Here is a 23,926-nt window from a genome sequence, read left to right as displayed (position 1 = left end):
CAGGAGGCAATGGATGAGTCAGGCAGGACTGCGTGCTAATCGCACCAGTGACGTTGAGGCAACCATCTCACATGATTCGACGGGCCACACGCTGCATCGTGGCCTGACTTGGAAAGACGCATTCTGGGTAACGAGCGGCGTGCCGGCAGGCGTGCTGTTCACGATCGGCGGCGTATGCGCGACGATCGGCCAGCCCGCGTGGGCGATCTGGATCGCCGCGATCACGATGGGGCTGATTCAAAGCGCGACTTATGCGGAAATATCCGGGCTATTTCCCCATAAATCGGGCGGCGCGTCCGTGTATGGCGCGATCGGCTGGGTCCGTTACAGCAAGCTGATTGCCCCGGTGTCCGTGTGGTGCAACTGGCTTGCGTGGTCGCCGATGCTCGCGCTCGGCTGCGGCCTCGCGGCGAGCTATGCGCTCACGAGTCTCTTTCCCGCCGATGCGGCGGTGCTGCACTGGCAGCTCAGGATCGCGGATCTCGGTTTCATCAAGCCGGGCCTTTCGCTGCGAATCAACGCGACGTTCATCATCGCGACGATTCTGCTTCTCATCACGTTCAAGCTTCAGCACAGCGGCGCGTCGAAGGCTGCGCGCACGCAGCGCATTCTCGGCATCGCATCGCTCACGCCGCTGCTGATCGTCGGCATCGTGCCGTTCGTCACCGGCGACGTGCCGATGTCGAACCTGCTCCCACTGCTGCCGCTCGGTCACGACGCGAACGGCAACCTCACGACCGCGACGTTCGGCTCGTGGAACGGGCAGGGCGTGACGATGGCGCTCGGCGCGATGTTCATGGCCGGCTGGGCGTCGTACGGCTTCGAGACGGCCGTCTGCTACACGCGCGAATTCCGCGATCCGCGTCGCGACACCGCGAAGGCGATCTTCTGGTCGGGCGCGCTGTGTCTCGTCGTGATGACGCTCGTGCCGATGGCGTTCCAGGGCGCGCTCGGCACGCAGGCGATGCTCGATCCGGCGATCGGCGACGGCACCGGTGTCGCGGCCGCGATGGCGCGGATCGTCGGCGGCGGCGCGTGGGTCGCGAATGCGGTCGTCGTGATGCTGATGCTGTCGATCCTGCTGATCGTGATGACGTCGATGATGGGCTCGTCGCGCACGCTGTATCAGGCATCGGTCGACGGCTGGCTGCCGAAGTACCTGTCGCACGTGAACGAGCACGGCTCGCCCACGCGCGCGATGTGGACCGATCTCGGCTTCAACCTCGTGTTGCTGATGATGTCGGACTACATGACGGTGCTGTCGATCTCGAACGTCTGCTACATGCTGTTCGTATTCCTGAATCTTCAGTCGGGCTGGATCCACCGGATGGATCGCGGCAACTGGGATCGGCCGTTCCGCTGCCCGACCTGGCTGCTCGTCGCCGGTTCGATTTGCGGCTACGCGAACCTCGTTTATGTCGGCGCGGGCGCGAACCTGCAGGGCGAAGGCACGCTGCGCAACGGGCTGATCGCGATGCTGCTGATCGTGCCGGTGTTCCTGTTCCGCCACTACTGGCAGGATCGCGGTCGCTTCCCCGCGCAGATGCAGCGCGACATGGAACTCGAAGTGCCGAAGCGTGCGATGTGGCTGAGCCTGATGCCGTATGCGGCGCTGCTCGGCGCGGGGCTCACGATCTGGCTGTCGTATTACTTTGCGTGGGTGAAGTAAGCGGCTGACGCGCCCGCGCCCGCGCGACGCGTCGAACGCCAGGCGATAAAAAAACGACCGGCAGGTGCCGGTCGTTTTTTATTTGCTCGCCGCCCGACGAACACGGCGCCGGGCCCCCTACGCCCTTACGGAAACACCACCGTCCGATCGCCGTTCAGGAACACGCGGCGCTCGATGAACGCCTTCACCGCACGCGCGAGCGTGATGGATTCGACGTCGCGACCGACCGCCAGCAACTGCTCCGGGCGCAGCGCGTGATCGACACGTTCGACCACCTGCTCGATGATCGGGCCTTCGTCGAGATCGTCGGTCACGAAGTGCGCGGTCGCGCCGATCAGCTTCACGCCGCGCGCATGCGCCTGGTGATACGGCTTCGCGCCCTTGAAGCCGGGCAGGAACGAGTGGTGGATGTTGATCGCGCGGCCGGCGAGCTGCTGGCACATGTTCGGCGACAGCATCTGCATGTAGCGCGCGAGCACGACGAGATCGGCTGGTGCTCGACTCGATGAATTCGAGCACGCGCGCTTCCTGCTGCGCCTTCGCGCATCGGACGTGCCGCCCACCAGCGGGAAGTGATGAAACGGCATGTTATGCTCGCGGCGAGCGGGTAGAAGTCGTTATGGTTCGACACGATCGCCGCGATCTCGATCGTCAACTGGCCGGTGCGCTAGCGGAACAGCAGATCGTTGAGGCAATGGCCGATCTTCGACACCATGATCAGCACCTTCGGGCGCGCGTTCACGTCGTGGATCGCCCACTGCGTGTTGCCGTCGCGGCCGCCGAGCTCGGCCGCGATCGGCCCGAACTCCTGGCGCAGCGCGTCGATCTGCAGCGTTTCATCCGTCGGATGAAACACGCAGCGCACGAAGAAGTGGTTGCTGAGATCGTCGTCGAACACGTTCAATGCATCGACATAGCAGCGATGGCGCTCGAGAAAGCCGACGACGGCGGCGACCTGGCCGGCCGCGCTCGGGCACGACAGCGTCAGGACGAATTGATCGGGGCGTGAGTCGGCGGTCATGAGGTTCCTCGGATGTCATGGGGCGCGAACCCGTGCGGCGGCGCACCGGGCGCCACGCTAGCGGGTAGCGGGAGGCTCAAGTAAATCAGGACGATTTGGGCGCGGATAGAACCAACCCGCCGTGTGGCTGGTATCGGCACGCCAGCGCGGCCGGGCGGGCGGACGGTCAGGCGGGGCGGTTGTCGGGTGGTTGACGGGCAGTCAGGCAGCCCGTCACGCGCACGCGCATGCGTCGAGCAGCCAGCGCCGGAACACGTGGGTCGCGTCCGGCTCGGGCCGCTGCGGCGGCCGCACGAGAAAATAGCCGCGCGACGTCACGACGGGCGCGTCGACGAGCTTCACGAGCTGCCCGGACGCGACGAGCTCGTCGACGAGCGGCGACCAGCCGAGCGCGACGCCCTCGCCGAGGAGCGCCGCATGGATCACCAGCGCGTAGCTGTTGAAGGTCACGCCGCGCGCGGCAGCCGGCGCGTCGAGGCCGTGCGCGTCGAACCAGCCGGCCCACGACAGCCAGCGCTCGGGGCGCGTCGGCTGCACGTGCAGCAGCGGCAGCGCATGCAGGTGATCGGGCCGCGCGACGTCCGGGTGCGCGGCGCGGAACGCGGGCGAGCAGACGGGCGTGACGGATTCGGGAAAGAGCCGGGCGGCCGTGCACGACGGCCAGTGGCCGTCGCCGAACAGGATCGCGATGTCGGCGTGGTCGCGCTGCGCGTCGTAATCCTGTGACGTGACGACCCGCACGTCGACGTCCGGCATCACGTGCTTCAGGCCCGCGAGGCGCGGCATCAGCCAGTAGGTCGCGAAGCCGAAATCCGTGACGATCGTGAGCGCGCCGTGCTCGCGGCGCGCGCGCAGCGTCGCGGTGGCGCCGCGCAGCGTGTCGAGACTTACCCGTACGGCTTCGTACAGGCACTGGCCGTCGCTCGTCAGCGTGACGCCGCGCGGGCTGCGCTCGAACAGCGGCACGCCGAGCTCCGCCTCGAGCTGAAATACCTGCTGGCTCACGGCCGGCTGCGTGGAGCCGAGCTCGCGCGCGGCGGCCGTGAAGCTCTGGAGACGGGCGGCCGATTCGAACGCGCGCAGCGCCTGCATCGACGGTAACGCTTCGGATTTCGACATAAGTCTCTCTAATGGCCCCATAAGGGCCGGCCACCTTCCCGCCCGAATTCGGGCGGGGGATAGTGCTCTGGACGGCACGGCGCCGCGCCGGTCCTTCCGCGATTCTAGCCAGTCGCGGCCGGTGCGCGCGGGACTTTCTGCAAGCCGCGTCCGTCATGCCGGCTGCGTCGCCGCACGAGCGTCGCGCCGTTCCGTTCGAACACCGATTTCCCCACGACCGCGATGACGAACCCGACTCCCAACATCCTGATCCTGATGGCCGACCAGCTGACGCCGTTCGCGCTGCCGGCCTACGGCAACCGCGTCGCGCGCACGCCGACGCTCGACCGTCTCGCCGCGCAAGGCGTGGTGTTCGACGCCGCGTATTGCGCGAGCCCGCTGTGCGCGCCGTCGCGCTTCTCGCTGCTGACCGGCAAGCTGCCGTCGGGTATCGGCGCCTACGATAACGCCGCCGAATTGCCGGCGCAAACGCTGACGTTCGCGCACTACCTGCGCGCGGGCGGCTACCGCACGATGCTGTCCGGCAAGATGCATTTCTGCGGACCCGACCAGCTGCACGGTTTCGAGGAGCGGCTCACGACCGACATCTATCCGGCCGACTTCGGCTGGGTGCCCGACTGGGATCACCCGACCGAGCGGCCGAGCTGGTATCACAACATGAGCTCGGTGCTGGAGGCCGGCCCGTGCGTGCGCACGAACCAGCTCGACTTCGACGACGAGGTTACGTTCGCGGCCAAGCAGAAGCTGTACGACGTCGCGCGCGAGCGCGCGGCCGGGCACGACGCGCGGCCGTTCTGCATGGTCGTGTCGCTGACCCATCCGCACGATCCCTACGCGATCACGCGCGAATACTGGGATCTGTACAGCGACGACGAGATCGACATGCCGGCCGTGCGGCTCGATGCGGAGCAGAGCGATCCGCATTCGCAGCGGCTGCGCTTCGTCTGCGAAAACGATCGCACGCCGCCGACCGACGCGCAGATCCGCGCCGCGCGCCGCGCGTACTACGGCGCGACGTCGTACGTCGACGCGCAGTTCGGCAGCGTGCTGGCCGCGCTCGAGCAATGCGGGTTCGCCGACGACACGATCGTGATCGTCACGTCCGACCACGGCGACATGCTCGGCGAGCGCGGGCTCTGGTACAAGATGACGTTCTTCGAAGGCGGCTGCCGCGTGCCGCTGATCGTCCACGCGCCGGGCCGCTTCGACGCCGCGCGCGTGCGCGGGCCGGTGTCGCACCTCGACCTGCTGCCGACGCTCGTCGACCTGACCGGTGCGGCGCCCGCCGGCGGCTGGCCGGACCCGGTCGACGGCGCGAGCCTCGTGCCGCATCTGCAAGGCGCGCCCGCGCACGACACCGCGCTGGGCGAATACCTCGCGGAAGGGGCGGTCGCGCCGGTCGTGATGATCCGCCGCGGCGACTGGAAGTACGTGCATTGCCCGGCCGACCCCGACCAGCTCTACCACCTCGCCGACGATCCGCGCGAGCGCACGAACCTGGCCGGCCTGCCCGAAGCCGCCGACGTGCTCGCCGCGTTCCGCGCGGAGGCCGCGCGGCGCTGGAACCTGCCGGAACTCGACGCGCAGGTGCGCGCGAGCCAGCGGCGGCGCCGCTTCCATTACGCGGCGACGACGCAGGGCCGCATCCAGGCGTGGGACTGGCAGCCGTTCACCGATGCGAGCCAGCGCTACATGCGCAATCACATCGAACTCGATACGCTCGAAGCGATGGCGCGCTTTCCGCGCGTAGGGCGCTGAACGATCCGCACACGATCATTGACGAACGACGAAGGAGACGCACCATGAAACGGCAATCCCACGCAGCAATCCGCAAGCTCGGCACGGCGCTCGCCGCGGCCGCATGCGTGCTGGCGACGCAGCCCGCGCACGCGGCCGATCCGCAGACGTGTCGCGACGTGAAGATGGCGGCGCCAGGCTGGACGGACATCGACGCGACCAACGCGATGGCCGGCGTCGTGCTGAAGGCGCTCGGCTACCGGCAGGACGTCGCGAACCTGTCGGTGCCGATCACGTACCAGGGCTTGAAGAAAGGGCAGGTGGACGTGTTCCTCGGCAACTGGATGCCCGCGCAGGCACCGCTCGTGAAGCCGTTCGTCGACGAGAAGTCGATCGACGTGCTGCATGCAAACCTGAGCGGCGCGAAGTTCACGCTGGCCGTGCCCGACTACGTCGCGGCCGCGGGCGTGCACACGTTCGCCGATCTCGCGCGCTATGCCGACCGCTTCGGCGACAAGATCTACGGGATCGAGCCCGGCGCGCCCGCGAACCAGAACATCAAGCGGATGCTGTCCGACCATGCGCTCGGGCCGGCGAACTGGTCGCTCGTCGAATCGAGCGAGACGGGCATGCTCACGCAGGTCGAGCGTGCGGTGCGCGACAAGCGCTGGATTGTATTTCTCGCGTGGGAGCCGCATCTGATGAACACCAAGTTCCACCTGACCTACCTGTCGGGCGGCGACGCGTATTTCGGTCCGAACTACGGCGGCGCGACGGTCAACACGGTCACGCGTCCGGGCTTTGCCGGCCAGTGCGCGAACCTCGCGCGCCTGTTCCGGCAGATGACGTTCTCCGTCGACGTCGAGAACCGGATCATCGCCGACATGCTCGACCACAAGACGTCGCCCGCGCTCGCGGCGCAGCACGTGCTGAAGGCCGACCCGGCGCTCGTCGAGGGCTGGCTGGACGGCGTGACGACCGCATCCGGCACACCGGCGCTGCCGGCCGTGCGCGCGGCGCTCGACGCCCGCTGACCTGCCTCCGGGCGGTCGGTTTTTGCCGCGCCGCCCGTCTCCGTGTTTTCCCGACCAGTCGCATCGAGACCATTTGGTGTCGCCTTCAGACGGGTGGCCCGAAATATGGGTTTGTATTTTTCGCCAATGGCTACGTTATTGCGGAAAACGAAATACCGAAGCTAGCAGACGTACCGAATTCGAATCAGCCGGCGTATTGCGGCGCGCGCCAGGCCACGGTTCGTTCCATCGAACGGTTCAGGGAGGGTGGTCGACAATGAAGCAAAAGAAAGTTGCCGTAGCCGCCGCGCTTGCATGCGCGGCCTGTATTCCCGCCATCGGCCACGCGCAGAGCAGCGTGACGCTGTACGGGATTCTCGACGCGGGCATCACCTATGTGAACAACACGGGCGGGTCACACGTGGTCAAGTTCGACGACGGCGTCGCATACGGGAACCGTTTCGGCCTGAAAGGCACGGAAGATCTCGGCGGCGGCCTGAAGGCCGTGTTCGTGCTCGAGAGCGGTTTCCACCTCGGCAACGGGCAGCTCGGCTTCGGCGGGTCGGAGTTCGGTCGGCAGGCTTATGTCGGTCTGCAGAACGACTGGGGCACGCTGTCGTTCGGCAACCAGCTCGACATCACCAACGAGCTCGTATCGATCTACAACATCTCCGCGTGGGGCAGCGGCTATGCGATCCACCAGGGCGACTTCGACCGCTTCAACGGCGACCGCCTGCCGAACTCGGTCAAATTCCTGTCGAACGACCTGAGCGGCTTCAAGTTCGGCGCGATGTACTCGTTCGGCAACGTCGCCGGCAACTTCCACCGCAACAGCGCATGGAGCGCGGGCGCGAGCTACACGAAGGGCGACTTCTCGATCGGCGCCGCATACACGCGCCTGAACAACCCGAACGGCATCTATGCGTTCGACCCGTACGCGATGATTGGCACGCACACGTTCCTCGGCCAGCAGACCGTCACCGTCGATCCGGCGACCGGCGCGCGCACCGACCTGTTCGCGAATACCGCGATGGACGTCGACAGCCAGGGCACGTTCGGCGTCGGCACGAGCTACACGATCGGCAAGCTGACGCTCGACGCGAACTACTCGTACACGACGATCAAGGGCTTCGGCCAGTCGTCGCACATGCAGGTGTACGAAGGTGGCGGCCTGTATCAGTTCACGCCGGCGCTGAGCTTCATCGCGGGCTACCAGCACACGCGCTTCGAAGGCCACCACTGGAACCAGGGCACGGCCGGCCTGCATTACCTGCTGTCGAAGCGCACCGACGTGTACATCTCCGGCGATTACCTGCGCGCGTCGCACGGTGTCGATGCGGTGGTCGGCTACAGCTTCACGCCGTCGACCACGCAGACGCAGGCCGACGTGCGGATCGGGATGCGGCATTCTTTCTGAGTGGGATGAGGTAGATCTTTCGACGTCTTCAGCGAGGTCTCTCTTTGGCGCGAACCACGGTTCGCGCTTTTTTTTTGTCGGGCGGCGGCGTCGCCGGCGCGGGGCGCGCGCGCGGCAGGGGCGGCGCGGGGCGGTTGGCGATATCATCGCGGTTTGGCCGCATCGCGCATCGCCGATCGCCCGCTCCCCTCCGATGACGCCTCCTCGATGACCACCCCGTTACCCGACTCCAGCACTCCATCCGCGTTACCCGCCAACCTGTTCCGCCACGCACCGTTCCAGCGCTTCTGGGGCACGCGCGTGATGTCGTCGCTGGCGTTCCAGATCCTGTCGGTCGCGATCGGCTGGTATGTGTATTCGCTCACGCACAGCGCGTTCGCGCTCGGTCTCGTCGGGCTCGCGCAGTTCGTGCCGATGTTCGCGCTGACGCTCGTCGTCGGGCAGGTGGCCGACCGCTACGATCGCCGGCGCATCGCGACGATCTGCCAGAGCGTCGAGGCGCTGGCCGCCGGCGTGTTCCTGTTCGGCGCGGCGAAAGGCGGCCTCACCGAACCGGCCGTGTATGCGCTCGCGGCGCTCGTCGGCACCGCGCGTGCGTTCGAATCGCCGTCGGTGTCGTCGTTGCTGCCGGCCGTCGTGCCGCGCAGCGACCTGCCGCGCGCGACCGCGCTGTCGACGTCCGCGAACCAGGCCGCGCAGATTCTCGGGCCCGCGTTCGGCGGGCTGCTGTATGGCATCGGTGCGCCCGCCGCGTTCGGCACGAGCGTGGTCGCGTTCGCGATCGCAGCGGTGCTGAGCGGCACGATTCCGCTGCGCAGCGCGCCGCCGGCACGCGAGCCGGTCACGCTGCGTTCGGTGTTCTCGGGCATCGCGTTCATCCGGCGCGAGCCGGCGATCCTCGGCGCGCTGTCGCTCGACCTGTTCGCGGTGCTGTTCGGCGGCGCGACCGCGCTGCTGCCGATCTACGCACGCGACATCCTGCAGGTCGGACCGTGGGGGCTCGGCGCGTTGCGCGCGGCGCCGGCGGTCGGTGCGCTCGCGGGGACGCTGTGGCTCACGCGTTTTCCGCTGAAGGGGCGGCCGGGCCGCGCGATGTTCGGCGGCGTGATCGCATTCGGTATCGCGACGATCGTGTTCGGGCTGTCGACGCATTTCGCGGTGTCGCTGATCGCGCTGGCGGCGTTGGGCGCGTCGGACGTGGTGAGCGTCGTCGTGCGCCTGTCGCTCGTGCAGTTGCGTACGCCCGACGACATGCTCGGACGCGTGAGCGCGGTCAACTCGTTGTTCATCGGCACGTCGAACCAGCTCGGCGAATTCGAATCGGGCGTGACGGCTGCGTGGTGGGGCGCGCCGGCGGCGATCGTGGTGGGCGGCGCGGCGACGATCGCCGTTGCGCTCACGTGGATGCGCTTGTTTCCGACCTTGCGGAACATGACGTCGCTGGAACGCGATCATTGAGCAGCCGCGTTCACTGCAATTCATTTCAAAATGCTTTCTTGTTTCAATCAAATGCCAAACGGCATTCGGCTGGATAATCGTCTGATTAATTAACTGGCCCACCGGCTTTTTCGATTGGGCCCAAGCGTCAGCCAGTTCGACGAGGCCCGAAAGCGAAAAGGGGCCATTCCGTCAATGCCTTGCCGCACAAGGCCTCGGGCGGCATTCGTCCGATGAAACAGCGGATTTTAATTACGAAAACCATTCTGAAAATTACATATAACTTTCCGTAATTTTCTGAAACATAGTGCTTTCGTATGACGAAGCGGTTATCAATTGAAACCAAAAGAAATACATGGAATGATACCGATTCTCATTTCCGTGACCGGTGCGGCGACTGCCGCCGGTGACTCGTCAATCCTAGCCAGCTAGTGCCGTCGGCCTGATTGCCGGTGGCCCGCAAGCCATCGCATCCGTGCCTCGTGCGCGCGCATCGGCGCGTGTCCACGCGGGGCGGTTTCACTCCGACTGGATTTCCATGCTGAACAGGACCCCGTTCGCGAGCGCGCTCGCGCTGGCCTTTGCTTTGCCTATCGCTTCGCCCGCACTCGCTCAGAGCACGAGCGCCGAATCGTCGCCGGCCGTCGCCGCGAAACCGGGCGATGCGCCGCCGGCTGCCGCCGCCGCGCGCGAAACGCTGCCGACCATCAGCGTTTCGGGGCAGGCCGTGCAACAGGACTTCCAGGCCGAACGTTCGACCGTCGGCGCGAAAACCCCGACCGCGTTGCGCGACATTCCGCAGTCGGTCACGGTGATCAACAAGGCGCTGATGGAGTCGCAGGGGCTCACGTCGTTCCAGGACGCGCTGCGCAATGCGCCGGGCATCACGATCGGCGGCGCGGAAGGCGGGCAGATCGGCAACAACATCAACCTGCGCGGCTTCACCGCGCAGAACGACATCTATCTCGACGGCTTTCGCGACCGCAACCAGTACTACCGCGACACGTTCGACCTCGATTCCGTCGAGGTGCTGTACGGCCCGTCGTCGATGCTGTTCGGGCGCGGTTCGACGGGCGGCGTGATCAATCAGGTGTCGAAGAAGGCGAACCTGAAGCCGTCGGCCGAGGTGTCGACGACGATCGGCACCAACGACCGCTACCGCACGAGCGTCGACCTGAACCGGCCGTTGGGCGCGACGTCGGCGTTCCGCATCAACGCATTCGGCCAGTCGCTCGGCTCGACGCGCGACGTGATGAAGAACAAGGACTACGGTATCGCACCGGAGCTGCGCTTCGGGATCGGCACGCCGACCGAGGTGACGCTGTCCGCGCTGATCCAGCACAACTACGACATGCCCGACTACGGCGTGCTCGCGGTCAACGGCCATCCGGCGCCAGTGCCGAAGAACACCTTCTATGGCCTCACCGACGATCGCACGATCCAGGACGTGCAGACCGTGTCCGCGCGCATCGATCATCGGGTCAACGATGCGCTGACGATCAGCAACCGCACGTCGTTCTCGCACTCGATGACCGATGCGCGCGAGACGGCCGCGAACGCGGTGCTGACCGGGCCGCTGTCGTCGAGCACCGCGCTGACGAACGGCAACTACACGTCGTTGCCGATGTCCGCGCTGTACGTGAGGCTCGCGAGCCACGACCGCGTGATCGAAAACCATTCGGTCGACAACGACACGATGGCGCATTTCAAGTTCGACACGGGCTTCGTGAAGCACGACCTGATCGCCGGTGTCGAGGTCGGCCACGACAGCTACACGAACCAGGCGTACACGCGCAGCGGTCTGCCGATCCTGTCGCTGATCGACCCGGCCTACCTGGCGTCGACGCCGACCAACGCGAAGCAGACGCCGGCCAACCACGCCGAATCGGGCGCGACCACGCTCGCGGCGTACCTGAACGACACGGTGTCGATCGGCCGCGACTGGAAATTCGTCGGCGGGCTGCGCTGGGATCGCTTCCAGGCGCATCTCGCGAACACGGTGAGCGCGCCCCGCTACGCGTCGCAGACGAACTATTTCACGAGCGTGCGGGCCGGCGTGATCTACCAGCCGACCGAATCGCAGTCGTACTACTTCTCGTACGGCACGTCGTTCAACCCGTCGCTCGAGACGCTGACGGTCACGAACAACACGCAGAACCTGTCGCCCGAGCACACGAAGTCGTACGAGGTCGGCGGCAAGTGGGATCTGCTCAACGACAACCTGTCGGTCACGTCGGCGCTGTTCCAGCAGGAGAAGAGCAACGCGCGCACGCAGACGTCGACGGGTGAATACCTGCTCGAAGGCGACGTGCGCGTGCGCGGCTTCCAGGCGAGCGTGACGGGCCACATCACGCCGAAGTGGCAGGTGTTCGGCAGCTACACGTACATGAACGGCGTGATCCTGGGCGCGCGCGACGGCACGCAGGGCAAGACGCTCGCGAATACGCCGCGCAACACGTTCACGCTGTGGACCACCTACGCATTCACGCCGCACTGGGAGATCGGCGGCGGCCCGACGTACATGTCGGGACGCTACGCGGCGAACACGGACTACGTGCAGGTGGGCGGCTACACGCGCTGGGATGCGACGGCCGCGTATCACGCGAAGCAGTGGGACCTGCGCCTGAACCTGCTGAACCTGACCAACAAGTTCTATTACGATGCGCTGATCCAGTCGGACGGCGGTCGTGCGGTGCCGGGCGTCGGGCGCACGTTCCTCGCGACGCTCGACTACCGGTTCTGAGCGACACGCGCGCCGTCGCGCCATTCGATGAAAGAGGGGAAACGATGCTTGTACACATCCCGAACGTGCTGACGCCCGAGCAGGTGAGCATGGTGCGCGACCGGCTCGACCGCGCGGGCGACGCGTGGGTCGACGGCCGTGCGACGGCTGGCTATACGGGTGCGCCGGTCAAGCGCAACCAGCAGATCGCCGAGCATTCGCCTATCGCGCGCGAACTCGGCGACGTGATCCTCGCCGCGCTCGAGCGCAATCCGCTGTTCATCAGCGCGGCGCTGCCGAACCAGGTCTATCCGCCGCTGTTCAACCGTTACGAAGGCGGGATGACGTTCGGTAGTCACGTCGACGGCGCGGTGCGCGTGTTGCCGAACGGCGTGAAGCTGCGCACCGACGTGTCCGTCACGCTGTTCCTGTCCGCGCCCGACGAATACGACGGCGGCGAACTCGTGATCGAGGACGCGTACGGCGTGCAGCAGGTCAAGCTGCCGGCCGGCGACATGATCGTCTATCCGGCGACGAGCCTGCACCAGGTCACGCCGGTCACGCGCGGTGTGCGCGTCGCGAGCTTCTTCTGGGTGCAGAGCCTCGTGCGCAGCGATGCGCAGCGCGCGCTGCTGTTCGACATGGACACCGCGATCCAGCGGCTCAACGCGAGCGGCGCCGATACCGACGCATGCCGCAGCCTGGTTGGTTGTTATCACAATCTTTTGCGAATCTGGAGCGAAACGTGAGCGTTGCCGATCCCATCGAAATCGATACGGCGCCCGTGTCGCCCGCGTCACGCATTGCGCCAGGCGCGCGTCCGGCCGGCGCCGGCCGCACGCGATCGCGCCGCGGTACGTTCATCAAGTGGCTGCGCAAGGTGCACGGCTGGGTCGGCCTGTGGGGCGCCGCGCTCGGCCTGCTGTTCGGCGCGACGGGGTTCCTGCTGAATCATCGTGCGCCGCCGCTGCGGATCCAGACGGGTGCGCCGCATGTCGAGACGTTGCGGCTCGACGTGCCCGACCCGGAACCCGATTCGCCGCTCGCGCTCGCGCAATGGTTGCGCGGGCAACCGGATCTGCATTTGCCGGAACGGATGGGGCGCGTGCAGAAGGAACCCGAGCATCCGGTCGCATGGGGCGAGCGCGAGACCGTGCAACCCGAGCACTGGCAACTCGTGTTCGCGTCGCCGCGTGAAAGCGTCGCCGTCGACTACTGGGTCGGCAGCGACACGATGACGCTCAAGCGCACCGACAACGCCACGCTTGCGTGGCTGATGAACCTGCACAAGGGCGTCGGGATGAGCATCGGCTGGGTGCTGCTCGTCGACACGCTCGCGGGCGCGTTGATCCTGCTGTCGCTGACGGGCGTGCTGTTGTGGACCGAACTGAACAAGCGCAAGACGATCGGCGTAGTGCTCGTGATCGGCTCGATTGTCGCGATCGTGTGGGCGGCCGGCGCGTAACGGGTGACGCGGGTGACGCGGGTGACGCCCGGTTGACGCTCAGGCGCCGGCGTCGCGTGTGACCTGCACGGCCGTGCCGTAGCAGATGACTTCCGTGATGCCCGATCCGATCTCGGTCGAATCGTAGCGCATCGCGACGATCGCATTCGCGCCGAGCTTGCGCGCATCGGCGAGCATCTTGTCGAATGCCTGCTGGCGCGCCTTCTCGCACAGTGACGTATAGAGCGTGATGTTGCCGCCGAAGATGGTCTGCAGCGCCGCGCCGAACGAGCCGACGATCGAGCGCGAACGCACGACGATGCCCTGTGCGACGCCGAGCGAGCGCGCCGTCGTATGGCCGGCCAGGTCGAACGCGGTCGTGACGCGCTCGGGCGTGAGATCGCTGATTGAGCGGGAGAAATCGGTCATGGCGGGGCACTGTGGTGCGGAAGTGATCGAACGACGATTCTATCCGGAACCGGAAACGCGTTCGAACGGGCGCGCATGCCATGCGCGCCCGGTGCGGCCCGAGCCGGCCGAGGCGCGGTCAGGGTTTGACGGTCGCGCTGCCGTCGCCGCCGAGATCGACCGCATACGCGAGCGCCAGCTTGCCGAACTTCAGCGCGTGGTTCGCCTGCCGATCCGAATTCTCCAGCGTGTCGTTCACGGTATGGATGTAGGGACTATCGTTCTGGTCGGCTTCGAACGGGAACGACGCCGGATAGCCCTGCGCATTCCACGACGCGTGATCCGAACACGCATACCCGCACTGCGACGTGCCGATCGCGAGTTCCGGCAGGTAGGTCTTCGCGAGGTTCGTCAGGTAGGTGTTCTGCGCGGCGTTCGTATAGTCGGTGATCAGGTAGATGTCTTTCGGATCGCCCTTGTAGTTCGTCATGTCGAGCTGCAGCACGCCGACCACGTTCGCATTCTGCGCGCGGAACTGCTTCGCGATCGCCTTCGAGCCGAGCAGGCCGGCTTCCTCGGCCGCGTAGCCGACGAACTTGATCGTCCGCTTCGGCCGGTAGTCGTTCGCGAGCAGCACGCGCAGCGCTTCGGTCAGGCTGGCGATGCCCGACGCATCGTCGTCCGCGCCGGGCGAGCGCGTGTTTTCTGTCGTGCGGCCGACCGTCGAATCGACGTGGCCGCCCAGCACGACCGTGCCCGCGGCCGGATCGCTGCCGCGGATCGTCAGGATCACCGATTTTTGCGGGAAGCCCGTATGCGCGAACTGCTCGACGGTGATGTCGGCGCGCGAGCCGGCGAGCTGCTTCCACTGCAGCGCGAGCCAGTCCGACGCGGCGACGCCATGCGACGTCGTGTAATAGCGGTTCGTGAAGCCGGACAGCGACGTGATCGTGCCGACGATGTTGCTGGCCTGCAGTGGCTGGATCCACGTTCCGATCCGCGGCGCGTTCGACACCGTGTAGGCGGGCAGGGCGGCCTGCTTCGCGACTGCCGCCGATACCGGCTGCAACGCCTGGCGCGCGTCATCGAACGAGTCGTGCACGATGTAGCCGGGCCCGTGGCCGCGCGCATGGTGTACCGCGTGGGCCAGCTCGCCGAGCCGGGCATCGTCGATCCCGACGATATGCACGGTTTCGCGGCGCACGGTGCCGTCGGCCGCATGGCCAGCGTCGAGCGCCGTGCTGTATTGCGCGGTTGCGCTTGCATCGATGCGTTGAAGCTGCCGGAACGCGGTGTCGCCGAGCGTGATCCATACGGGCGCGGCCTGGGCGGCGGCGGTCAGCAGCATGCCGCCGAGCGCGGCGCTCAGGCGGGTCAATGTCAGAGTAGGCATGTTCGATCTCGTGAGGGTAGCGATGTCGAGGAAAGGGCGCGCCGCAGGTCGTGCGGCGCCCCCGCCTGCTGCGGAATTACGACTTCTGCGGCACGGTCACGCCGTACGTGCAGCTCTTGTTGTACGCGTCGCCGATCGCCGTGAGCTGCGCGCTGCTGTAGCCGAGCGCGGCCGCGGCCGTCAGCACCGCCTGCGCGGCGGCCTTCTGGTTCGTCGAGCTGTTGGTCATCGACAGCCCTTTCAGGAACGCCTTGTCCATCGCCTGCGCGCCGATCGCGTCGCGCGCGACGAGGTTGCACGACGCCCAGTACTGGCCGGCCGTGTGGATCTCCGCGCCGCGCGCCTGCGCGTAGGTGCGCCCGACGTTCCAGTTCGTCACGCGGCCGCCCCAGTATTCGTTGTGGCCGTCCCAGTTGTAGACCCAGTGATACTGCGTGTCCGACGGGCTCCACTGATTGAAGTCGCGGCTATATGCGGCGGCGAGATAATCGCCGGTGCCTTCCGACAGGCCTTCCTGTTGCGACAGGCCGCCGTTGGTCACCCAGTCGTGGATGCCGTGGCCGAGCTCGTGGATCACGACGTCCGCGTCTTCCGCGTCGTCGACGCCGCCCTGACCGAAGGTCAGCCGGCCGCTGCTCGACGAGTACGACGAGTTGTCGTCGCCCGATTCGCCGTGCGGGTCGTACTGCACGCCGCCCGTGTACTGGTACGGCAGCGCCTTGATGCCGAGCGTCTGGTTCACGTAGCGCAGGAACGTGTCGATGTGGTAGTACACGTTCACCGCTTCGAAATACAGATTGCCACGCGTGAATTCGAACGCCGGCGTCGCCTGCGACGGGCACGCGCCGTCGCGCGGCGCATCGTAATCGACGCACGACGCATACGGTCCCGACAGCGTGTAGCGCGAGCCCGACAGCGCGAGCTCCTTCAGCGTCACGCGCACGCGCGCGGCCGTGAGCTGCGTGGAATCGACGTCGTTGTTGTCCTTGTAGCCCGTGCTGCCGTAGCTGCTTTTCGTCGAAGACAGCGGATCCGGCCGGAACACGAAACCGGTGCCGTCGGTCGCATAGAACGCCTTGTCCTCGGCGCGCAGCACTTCGCCGCTGCTCGCGTCGATCAGCAGTTCCCAGTCGCCCTTCGGGCCGTCCTGCGGGCGGCCGCGCACCTTCCACGCGGTATGCGTGCCGGCCTTGTCGACGAACGCGACGAGTTGCGCGTCGAGGTGCGTGAAGCCGCTTACGCCGAGATACGCGCGCGCACGGTCGAGCGCCTGCTGCTGGTCGACCGCCTGCGCCTTGCGCGCGGTGGCGATCACGCCGCTGATCGTGTTGCTCGCGACGTACAGGATGCGGCCGTCCTTCGCGACGGTCACCGCGATCTCGCTGCCGTACACGGGCAGCCCAGCCGCCTGCTGCTGGAAGCGCACGACGGTGAAATCGGCGTCGTTGCGCTCCGACGTCACCACGAGGCTCGCCAGCGCGGCCGCGTCGAGCCCGAGCTGCGTCGCCTGCGACGCGACGAAATCGCGCGCAGTGGCGGCGGGCGTGGCGGCCGCCTTCTTCGCGTGATACGCGGGGTTGTACAGCGTGACGGCGACGCCGTCGGCGCGGAACTGCCCGGCGGCCGTATCGGTCCTGGCCGCGGCCGGCGCCGACGCGACGCCCCGTGTCAGGCTTTCGCGCAGGCTCGACGCCTGCGGGTTCCCGACCTTGGAATCGGCCGCGCTGCCGCCGACGATGCCGAAACCGAGCGCGAGACCCAGGGCGATCGGCAATGCTTTGCGTGATGTCTGCATACGTGATCCTCATCTCAACGGTTGGACACGCCCGCGCGCTCGTGGCGAGCAGGCACGACACGGCCCGCGCGCCGGCTCGATGGAACCGGTGCGGCGAAGCGGTGCTGGGAGCGTCGACTGACTAAGGAGGACTAAGCGTCAGGTCGAAACGAATCGGGAAGGAGCGGCGGCGGGGAAGCGAACGGAAGGCAGGTGCGGCGACGGCGAAGCGAGCATCGTCATGTCATACCCCTCGGATCGGCATTGAGATCGATTTGGCAGCCTGCGTGGCGCGACGTGCGCGGCCCCGGGCTCTCATCTCCTTAGGGCTGCCTATCTAATTGCGAGGTATGTTACAGAACATTTTCGGCGACATTGCAAATTATTTTCGAAGCCTGCTTCGGTCCGTCGATCATTCGCCGGCATTGTTCAGCGAATGGCGGCAAACGCAGCCGGCGCGCGCAATAGCGCGCCGGATTGTACGCAAAAGCGGCGCCGTTCAGCGCGTCGCGCGGCGGTCGCTGCGCGGGCTCACGCCGAAACGCGAGCGGTACGTGCGCGAGAAATGCGACGGCGATTCGAAGCCGCACGCGACGCACACCGACGTGATGCTCATGTCGGTCTGCTGCAGCAGCTCGCGCGCACGGTCGAGGCGCAGGTTCAGGTAGAAGTGCGTCGGCGTGTCGTTCAGCGTCGCGCTGAACAGCCGTTCGAGCTGGCGCCGCGTGACCGATATCTCCTGCGCGAGTGCGTCGGAGCCGAGCGGGTTCTCCATGTGCCGCTGCATCGTGCCGATCACCTGGATCAGCTTGCGGTTGTGCACGCCGTAGCGCGCGGCGATCTCGAGCCGCTGGCTGTCCGAACGCTGCCGGATGCGGCTCACGACGAACTGCTCGGAGATCGCCGCTGCGAGTTCCGCGCCATGCCGTCGGCCGATCAGGTCGAGCATCATGTCGATCGATGCGGTGCCGCCCGCGCAGGTGATGCGCCGCTCGCCGATCTCGAACAGCTCCTGCGTCACGTTCAGGCCCGGGTAGCGTTCACGGAATGCGGCAAGCGCTTCCCAGTGCAGCGTGAGCGTTTGCGATGCGTCGAACAGCCCGGCTTCCGCGAGCACGAAGCTGCCGGTATCGATGCCGCCGAGCGTCGCGCCGTGGCGATTCTGGCGGCGCAGCCAGTCGGCGAGCGCGCGGTCGTAGCACACGAGCGGATCGAAGCCGGCGACCACGAACACCGTGTCGACCTGCGCGACGTCCGCGCACGCGGCTTCGGCCGCGACCGGGATGCCGTTGCTCGCGGCGACGGGCGCGCCGTCCGCGCTGATCACGTGCCAGCGGTACAGCTCGGTGCGGAACCGGTTCGCGACGCGCAACGGTTCGACCGCGGACATGAAGCCGAGCGCGGAGAAGCCGGGCAGCAACAGGAAATGGAAATCCTCTGGCATCGGGGCGTGGGGTGGAATCGGGTGGGCGTCGCGCACCGCGCGGCACGGTGCGGCGAGCGGCGGGGCAGCGCGCCGCGCCCGGCCCGCGGGAGCCGAACGTTCAACACGGGATTATCGCGGGTTTTGCGGGCGGTCAGCGCGTTTTTGCGCCGCGCACCGTCCGGCGCGCCGTCGTCGACGGCAGTTCGCCGAACTGGGCCTTGTAGGCGTTCGCAAAGTGCCCGAGATGGATGAAGCCCCAGCGCGCGGCCGCTTCGCTGATCGGCAGGTCGGACTGCCGCGTGTCGAGCAGCAGGCGCCGTACCTGCGCGAGGCGCAGCGCGCGCGTGTAGTTCAGCGGGCCGGTTTGCACGACAGACTGGAAGCTGTTCTGCATCGTGCGCCGGCTCACGCGCAGTTGCGTGCACAGGCTCAGGATGTCGACGGGCGCCTCCGGATGCTCGATCACGTAGTCGTGCACGCGGCGCACGATGTCGGCGTGGCACGCATGCGTGAGACGGTTCGGCGGCCCGGGCATTCGATACGTGAGGAGATCGACGAGCACGTTGCCGACTTCGCCGCGCAATTCGGACTGCGCACGCGCCGCGTCGAACGTATCGGGTGCCGACAGCACGCGCTCGAGCAGCGTCGCGAGCTGGACGCTCGCGCGTTCGCGCGCGGTGACCGGCACGTCGACGACGCCACGCCGCAGCGCGCGCTCGTCGAGCCGGACATCGGCGGCATCCTCGATCTGCTGCATCAGCGTGGCATCGACGACCACGCCGATCAGCGACATGTCGTCCGGTGAATGGAGTTCGAAAGGCGCGCCGCCGCGCGCCATCACGATCGTGCCGCGCTCCATGCGCGCATCGCCGAATGCAAAGTTGCCCGAGCCGGTGAGCGGCATCCCGAACACCGTGTGACCGGGCGGCAGGCGCCCGCGCTGGATGATGCGCACGTTCGCCGTTTCCTGGAACAGCTGCACGCCGTCGAGCACCGCGTGCTTGACCGCACTGCGATACGAACCGGAGCCGATCTGGTCGTAACGCTGATCCCAGCCACGCAGCGCCTCGGCATGCCGGTCTGCGTCGTCGAACATCTGATGAAACACGCGCACGGCGCCTCCGGTGGTCGTTCGGACCGCGCAAGATTAAACCGGCCAAATGGTCGGCGCAATACGGGCGAGCGCTATTTGGCCGGGGGTTTTTGAGGGGCCGGAAGGTGTCGATACCCGGTGCCTTTCAGGCGGTTTTCCAATGTCCCGAATCGGCACGCACGCGTTGCCGGTCCGGGTGCTGAACCGGTTTATTGTCGAACTACAGTCGCCCCACATAACGTGAATCCCCAACTGGAGGCGACATGAGAGCAAGGCGACGCACCGCGGTTTGCGCGGCGACGCTGGCGTTCGCGGCGGCGTGGGCCAGCAGCGCGAACGCGACGGAAAAGCCCGAGGAACTCGTCGTGCAGAAGATGCCGCCGTGGCATCCGCACGAGGTGTACGTCGTCGACATCGCGATGCCGACAATGACCGACGGCCGCATCTACGTGTACGACGCCGACGCGAAGAAGCTGCTCGGCCAGATCGACGGCGGCTTCGCGCCCGGCCTCGCGATCTCGCCCGACCACAAGACGAGCTTCATCGCGACGACCTATTTCTCGCGCGGCTCGCACGGCACGCGCACCGACGTGGTCGAGATGACCGACAACGCGACGCTCGATCACAGCGGCGAGATCGTGATTCCAGCGAAGCACGGGCAGCACGTGCCGTCGCCGTACAACACCGCGTTCAGCGCGGACGGCAAGCGGCTGTACGTCGCGAACATCACGCCGGCCGCGTCGGTGACGGTGATCGACGCCGTGTCGAAGAAGGTGCTGTCGGAGATCGACACCGCGGCATGCGTGCTCGCGTATCCGTCGGGGAACGATCGCTTCACCGCGCTGTGCGAAAGCGGCAAGGCGCTGACCGTCACGCTCGACGCGAACGGCAAGGAGGTGAAGCGCACGATGTCCGACGCGTTCATCGACGTCGACAACGATCCGGCCTTCATCAACGCGTCGCGCTACAACGGCGGCTATCTGTTCACGACGTATCACGGCAACGTGCGCAGCGCCGATTTCAGCGGCGACAAGCCGGCGTTCGGCAAGCCGTGGTCGCTGCTGACCGACGCCGAGCGCGCCGCAGGCTGGCGCCCGGGCGGCATGCAGCAGACGGCCGTGCAGGTGAAGCAGCACCGCTACTACGTGCTGATGCACAAGGGCGGCGACGGCACGCACAAGGATCCCGGCACGCAGGTGTGGGTCTACGACCTGAAGACGAAACAGCGGGTCGCGCGCTGGGATCTCGCGCAGCAGAAGGTCGATCCGCTCGTGTCGATCCAGGTCAGCGAGGACGACAAGCCGCTGTTCTACGGGCTGACGGGCACGTCCGACCTCGTCGTGATGGACGCGCGCACCGGCAAGCGGCAGCACGTCGAGAAGCAGATCGGCAGTACGTCGACGCTGCTCGTGAACCCGTGAGGCCGCGATGACGCTCGATCCCGTACTCGCCACCAGCGCGCAAGCCGGCGCGGCCGTCGTCGTGCTGCTCGGCGCCTTCGCGAAGATGCGCCGGCCCGCGGCGTTCCGGCAAGCGCTCGCCGGCTATCGCCTGCTGCCCGATGCGCTCACCGCGCCCGCGGCGTTCGCGATTCCGCTCGCGGAAGCCGCCTGCGCCGCGGCGCTGCTGTTTCCCGATACGCGCATGACCGGCGCGCTCGGCCTGATCGCGTTACTGCTCGTGTTCGCGGCCGGCATGACGATCAACATCGTGCGCGGCCACACCGACATCGACTGCGGGTGTTCCGGCTTTGCCGCCGCGCGCGCGGATGCGCCGCGCGGCATCGGCTGGCTGCATGTCGCGCGTGTGCTGCTGCTCGTCGCGCTGGCCGCGACCGCGCTCGTCGAGCCGGGCGGCCGCGCGGTCGTGTGGTTCGACTACCTGACGCTGTTCTCTTCCGTGCTGCTGATCGTCTGCGCGCTGCTCACCGTCGACGTGCTGCTCGCCAACATCCCGCGCCTTTCACATCTGAGGAATTCATGATGCAAACCGCTCTCACCGTTTCCACCGCGTTGCTGTGGATCGCCGTCCTCGCGCTCGGCGCGATCTGCCTCGCGCTCGTGCGCCAGATCGGCATCTTGTACGAACGCATCATGCCGGCCGGCGCATTGATGATCGACAAGGGGCCGGCGGTCGGCGCGATCGCGCCGACGTTCGAGTTGACCGACATTCGCGGTTCGCGGATCAAGGTCGGCGGCATCGACGCGGCGGGCAAGGCGACGCTGCTGTTCTTCCTGTCGCCGACGTGCCCGGTCTGCAAGAAGCTGCTGCCGCTGTTGCCGTCGCTGCAGGCGAGCGAATCGACGCCGGTGAACATCGTGCTCGCGAGCGACGGCGAACTCGACGAACACACGCGCTTCGCGCAGAAGCACGACCTCGCGCGCTTCCCGTACGTACTGTCGCAGGAGCTCGGCCTCGCGTATCAGATCGGCAAGCTGCCGTACGCAGTGCTGCTCGACGACACCGGCACCGTGCGTGCGAAGGGGCTCGTCAACACGCGCGAGCATCTCGAGAGCCTGTTCGAAGCGAAGGAGCGGGGCGTCGCATCGCTGCAGCAGTTCGTCCATGGCGATCACGACCACGGCCACGAAGAGCACGCGCAGCACGCGTGATCGGCCGACCCTCTTTCAACGTCAACGGAGAACAATCCCATGGGCCTGTTTGATTCATGGTTCGAACGATCGGCGCGCGGCGTCGCGCAGCATAGTTCGCGGCGCAGCGCGATGGCGAGGCTCGGCAAGGTGCTGGTGGGCTCGGCGATGCTGCCGCTGCTGCCGGTCGATCGCACCGCGTATGCGGCCGACGCCGCATCGGGCGCGTCGGCAGCTTCCGGCGCCGCTGCGTCGGGCGCGAGCGACGATCCGACGAGCTGCGATTACTGGAAGTACTGCGCGATCGACGGCTGGCTGTGCAGCTGCTGCGGCGGCACGTCGAGCAGCTGCCCGCCGGGCACGACGCCGTCGCCGATCACGTGGATCGGCACGTGCCGAAATCCGCACGACGGTTCGGACTACATCGTGTCGTACAACGACTGCTGCGGCAAGACGTCGTGCGGCAAGTGCTTCTGCAACCGCAACGAGCGCGAGAAGCCGCTGTACAAGCTGTCGTTGAACAACGACATCAACTGGTGCATGGCGAACGGCAATTCGAATTACCACTGTTCGGTTTCGGTCCTGCTGGGGGCGGCAAAACAATGAACGTAATGCAAGCTGGAAAGATCGTTGTCGCGTGCGTGGCGGCTGTTGCGGGTGTTGCGCTGCCCGGTTTTGCCGGTGCGCAGCAGGCCGTCCATTACCCGGCGGGCAAGAGCCTGTTCGACGCGCAGTGCGCGGTGTGCCACCAGGCCGGCGGCAAGGGACAGGACGGCCTCGCGCCGCCGCTGACCGAGTATCCGGGCAAGTACGCGACGGCCGACGCGGGCCGCGCGCAACTCGTCGCGACGCTGTTGCACGGGATGTTCGGCGAGATCAACGTGCACGACAAGCGTTACAACTTCAAGATGCCGTCGTTCGCGAGCGCGAGCGACGACGACATCGCGAACGTGCTGAACTACGTCGTGTTCGATCTCAACGATAAGCACGGCGACGCGAAGCCGTTCACGGCGGCCGACGTTCGCGCGGCGCGTGCGAAGGAGATGGACGGCACGGCCGTTCACGCGCAACGTGCGGTCGTGACGAAGGGGCTCGGGCTGTGAATGCCCGGTGCATTCAGTGGCGTGGCGGGGTGGTGCGTTGCGGCCCGCGTGCGGCGGCATGGCGGAGCGGGGTGTTCATCGCACGCCGTCTGTTTTCGTTGCCGGCGGTGGTCGCGGCCACCGCGTGTGTGATCGCGATCCCCGCCCATGCCGATGGCGCGGCCGACGCGACGCTCGCGCGACAGCACTGGGTGCTCAACTGCATGGGCTGCCACACAGCGACGGGCGGCGGCATTCCGGGCAAGGTGCCGCCGCTTGCGAACTCGCTCGGTTATTTCACGCATCTGCCGGCGGGGCGCGAGTACGTGATGCGCGTGCCGGGTGCGTCGAATTCGGCGCTGTCGGACCAGGATCTCGCCGACGTGCTCAACTGGGTGCTCACGACGATGAACCGCGACGCGCTGCCGCGCGATTTCAAGCCTTATACGGCAGCCGAAGTCGCCGCGCATCGACGGCCGGCGTTTTCCGACGTCGCGACGGTGCGTGCCGGGCTGGTTCGCGCGCTGCAGGCGCGCGGGATCGACGGTGTGTCCGAACGGTACTGATCGTGCGTGGCGAT

General features: G+C 67.0%; 22 protein-coding genes. 14 read left to right on the top strand and 8 right to left on the bottom strand.

Annotated elements, in window-relative coordinates; genetic code table 11:
* The first annotated feature begins 13 nt into the window (after positions 1-13).
* A complete protein-coding gene (locus tag ACP26O_RS20045) occupies positions 14-1,669 on the top strand; it encodes an APC family permease (RefSeq protein WP_175663339.1) in 1,656 nt (551 codons plus the stop codon).
* A 125-nt stretch (positions 1,670-1,794) separates the two neighbouring features.
* On the opposite strand, the gene ACP26O_RS20040 is transcribed toward ACP26O_RS20045, so the two are convergent.
* From ACP26O_RS20040 to ACP26O_RS20030, 3 genes are all read right to left on the bottom strand, one after another.
* Entirely contained in the window at positions 1,795-2,256 is a 462-nt protein-coding gene (locus tag ACP26O_RS20040) for a formyltetrahydrofolate deformylase (RefSeq protein ID WP_426356396.1), read from the bottom strand.
* An 80-nt stretch (positions 2,257-2,336) separates the two neighbouring features.
* A complete protein-coding gene (locus ACP26O_RS20035) occupies positions 2,337-2,690 on the bottom strand; it encodes a hypothetical protein (RefSeq protein ID WP_426356395.1) in 354 nt (117 codons plus the stop codon).
* A gap of 213 nt (positions 2,691-2,903) precedes the next feature.
* Positions 2,904-3,830 carry a choline sulfate utilization transcriptional regulator gene (locus tag ACP26O_RS20030; RefSeq protein WP_175663341.1) on the bottom strand — a complete coding sequence of 309 codons (927 nt, stop codon included), beginning with the start codon at positions 3,828-3,830 and terminating at the stop codon, positions 2,904-2,906.
* Between the two features lie 201 nt (positions 3,831-4,031).
* Here ACP26O_RS20030 and betC point away from each other — a divergent pair, with 201 nt between their 5' ends.
* From betC to ACP26O_RS19995, 7 genes are all read left to right on the top strand, one after another.
* A complete protein-coding gene (gene betC / locus ACP26O_RS20025; protein WP_175663342.1) occupies positions 4,032-5,567 on the top strand; it encodes a choline-sulfatase in 1,536 nt (511 codons plus the stop codon).
* A gap of 44 nt (positions 5,568-5,611) precedes the next feature.
* Positions 5,612-6,580, top strand: coding sequence for a choline ABC transporter substrate-binding protein (gene choX / locus ACP26O_RS20020; protein WP_126225946.1), 969 nt, complete (start codon positions 5,612-5,614; stop codon positions 6,578-6,580).
* Between the two features lie 256 nt (positions 6,581-6,836).
* Entirely contained in the window at positions 6,837-7,976 is a 1,140-nt protein-coding gene (locus tag ACP26O_RS20015) for a porin (protein WP_006749535.1), read from the top strand.
* A 207-nt stretch (positions 7,977-8,183) separates the two neighbouring features.
* Positions 8,184-9,434, top strand: a complete 1,251-nt coding sequence (locus tag ACP26O_RS20010; RefSeq protein ID WP_175663344.1) for an MFS transporter — start codon at positions 8,184-8,186, stop codon at positions 9,432-9,434.
* A gap of 517 nt (positions 9,435-9,951) precedes the next feature.
* Positions 9,952-12,156 carry a TonB-dependent receptor gene (locus tag ACP26O_RS20005; RefSeq protein ID WP_175663345.1) on the top strand — a complete coding sequence of 735 codons (2,205 nt, stop codon included), beginning with the start codon at positions 9,952-9,954 and terminating at the stop codon, positions 12,154-12,156.
* Positions 12,157-12,200: 44 nt separating this feature from the next.
* Positions 12,201-12,884, top strand: coding sequence for a Fe2+-dependent dioxygenase (locus ACP26O_RS20000; protein ID WP_011659455.1), 684 nt, complete (start codon positions 12,201-12,203; stop codon positions 12,882-12,884).
* Complete coding sequence (locus ACP26O_RS19995) at positions 12,881-13,600, top strand: PepSY-associated TM helix domain-containing protein (protein ID WP_175663346.1); 720 nt, start codon at positions 12,881-12,883, stop codon at positions 13,598-13,600. The genes ACP26O_RS20000 and ACP26O_RS19995 overlap by 4 nt, the downstream gene beginning before the upstream one ends.
* Before the next feature lie 39 nt (positions 13,601-13,639).
* On the opposite strand, the gene ACP26O_RS19990 is transcribed toward ACP26O_RS19995, so the two are convergent.
* From ACP26O_RS19990 to ACP26O_RS19970, 5 genes are all read right to left on the bottom strand, one after another.
* Complete coding sequence (locus tag ACP26O_RS19990) at positions 13,640-14,008, bottom strand: YbjQ family protein (RefSeq protein WP_175663347.1); 369 nt, start codon at positions 14,006-14,008, stop codon at positions 13,640-13,642.
* Positions 14,009-14,126: 118 nt separating this feature from the next.
* The gene (locus ACP26O_RS19985) at positions 14,127-15,380 is read right to left on the bottom strand and encodes a M20/M25/M40 family metallo-hydrolase (protein ID WP_175663348.1); all 1,254 of its coding nucleotides are present in this window, start codon (positions 15,378-15,380) and stop codon (positions 14,127-14,129) included.
* Positions 15,381-15,456: 76 nt separating this feature from the next.
* Positions 15,457-17,175 carry a M36 family metallopeptidase gene (locus tag ACP26O_RS19980; protein WP_175663349.1) on the bottom strand — a complete coding sequence of 573 codons (1,719 nt, stop codon included), beginning with the start codon at positions 17,173-17,175 and terminating at the stop codon, positions 15,457-15,459.
* A 478-nt stretch (positions 17,176-17,653) separates the two neighbouring features.
* Positions 17,654-18,598 carry a GlxA family transcriptional regulator gene (locus tag ACP26O_RS19975; RefSeq protein ID WP_011659450.1) on the bottom strand — a complete coding sequence of 315 codons (945 nt, stop codon included), beginning with the start codon at positions 18,596-18,598 and terminating at the stop codon, positions 17,654-17,656.
* Between the two features lie 133 nt (positions 18,599-18,731).
* Positions 18,732-19,694: a helix-turn-helix domain-containing protein gene (locus ACP26O_RS19970; protein ID WP_011659449.1), complete on the bottom strand. Its 963-nt coding sequence runs from the start codon at positions 19,692-19,694 to the stop codon at positions 18,732-18,734.
* A 242-nt stretch (positions 19,695-19,936) separates the two neighbouring features.
* Between ACP26O_RS19970 and ACP26O_RS19965 the strand changes: the two genes are divergently transcribed.
* The 6 genes from ACP26O_RS19965 to ACP26O_RS19940 all read left to right on the top strand — a co-directional run bounded on the left by ACP26O_RS19965 (position 19,937) and on the right by ACP26O_RS19940 (position 23,912).
* Complete coding sequence (locus tag ACP26O_RS19965) at positions 19,937-21,094, top strand: amine dehydrogenase large subunit (RefSeq protein WP_175663350.1); 1,158 nt, start codon at positions 19,937-19,939, stop codon at positions 21,092-21,094.
* Between the two features lie 7 nt (positions 21,095-21,101).
* The gene (locus tag ACP26O_RS19960) at positions 21,102-21,656 is read left to right on the top strand and encodes a MauE/DoxX family redox-associated membrane protein (RefSeq protein WP_175663351.1); all 555 of its coding nucleotides are present in this window, start codon (positions 21,102-21,104) and stop codon (positions 21,654-21,656) included.
* Positions 21,653-22,285: a methylamine dehydrogenase accessory protein MauD gene (mauD, locus tag ACP26O_RS19955; RefSeq protein ID WP_175654333.1), complete on the top strand. Its 633-nt coding sequence runs from the start codon at positions 21,653-21,655 to the stop codon at positions 22,283-22,285. Before ACP26O_RS19960 ends, mauD begins: the two co-directional genes overlap by 4 nt.
* A 39-nt stretch (positions 22,286-22,324) precedes the next feature.
* Entirely contained in the window at positions 22,325-22,870 is a 546-nt protein-coding gene (locus tag ACP26O_RS19950) for a methylamine dehydrogenase light chain (protein WP_175654334.1), read from the top strand.
* A complete protein-coding gene (locus ACP26O_RS19945; RefSeq protein ID WP_175663352.1) occupies positions 22,867-23,367 on the top strand; it encodes a c-type cytochrome in 501 nt (166 codons plus the stop codon). The genes ACP26O_RS19950 and ACP26O_RS19945 overlap by 4 nt, the downstream gene beginning before the upstream one ends.
* Positions 23,368-23,438: 71 nt before the next feature.
* A complete protein-coding gene (locus tag ACP26O_RS19940) occupies positions 23,439-23,912 on the top strand; it encodes a c-type cytochrome (RefSeq protein WP_425100278.1) in 474 nt (157 codons plus the stop codon).
* Positions 23,913-23,926: the final 14 nt, after the last annotated feature.

It is taken from the genome of Burkholderia sp. R-40 (assembly GCF_049942845.1).
GTDB lineage: Bacteria > Pseudomonadota > Gammaproteobacteria > Burkholderiales > Burkholderiaceae > Burkholderia > Burkholderia ambifaria.
Note: the sequence above shows the minus strand (reverse complement) of the source record. Positions and strands in the feature narration are given on the sequence as shown.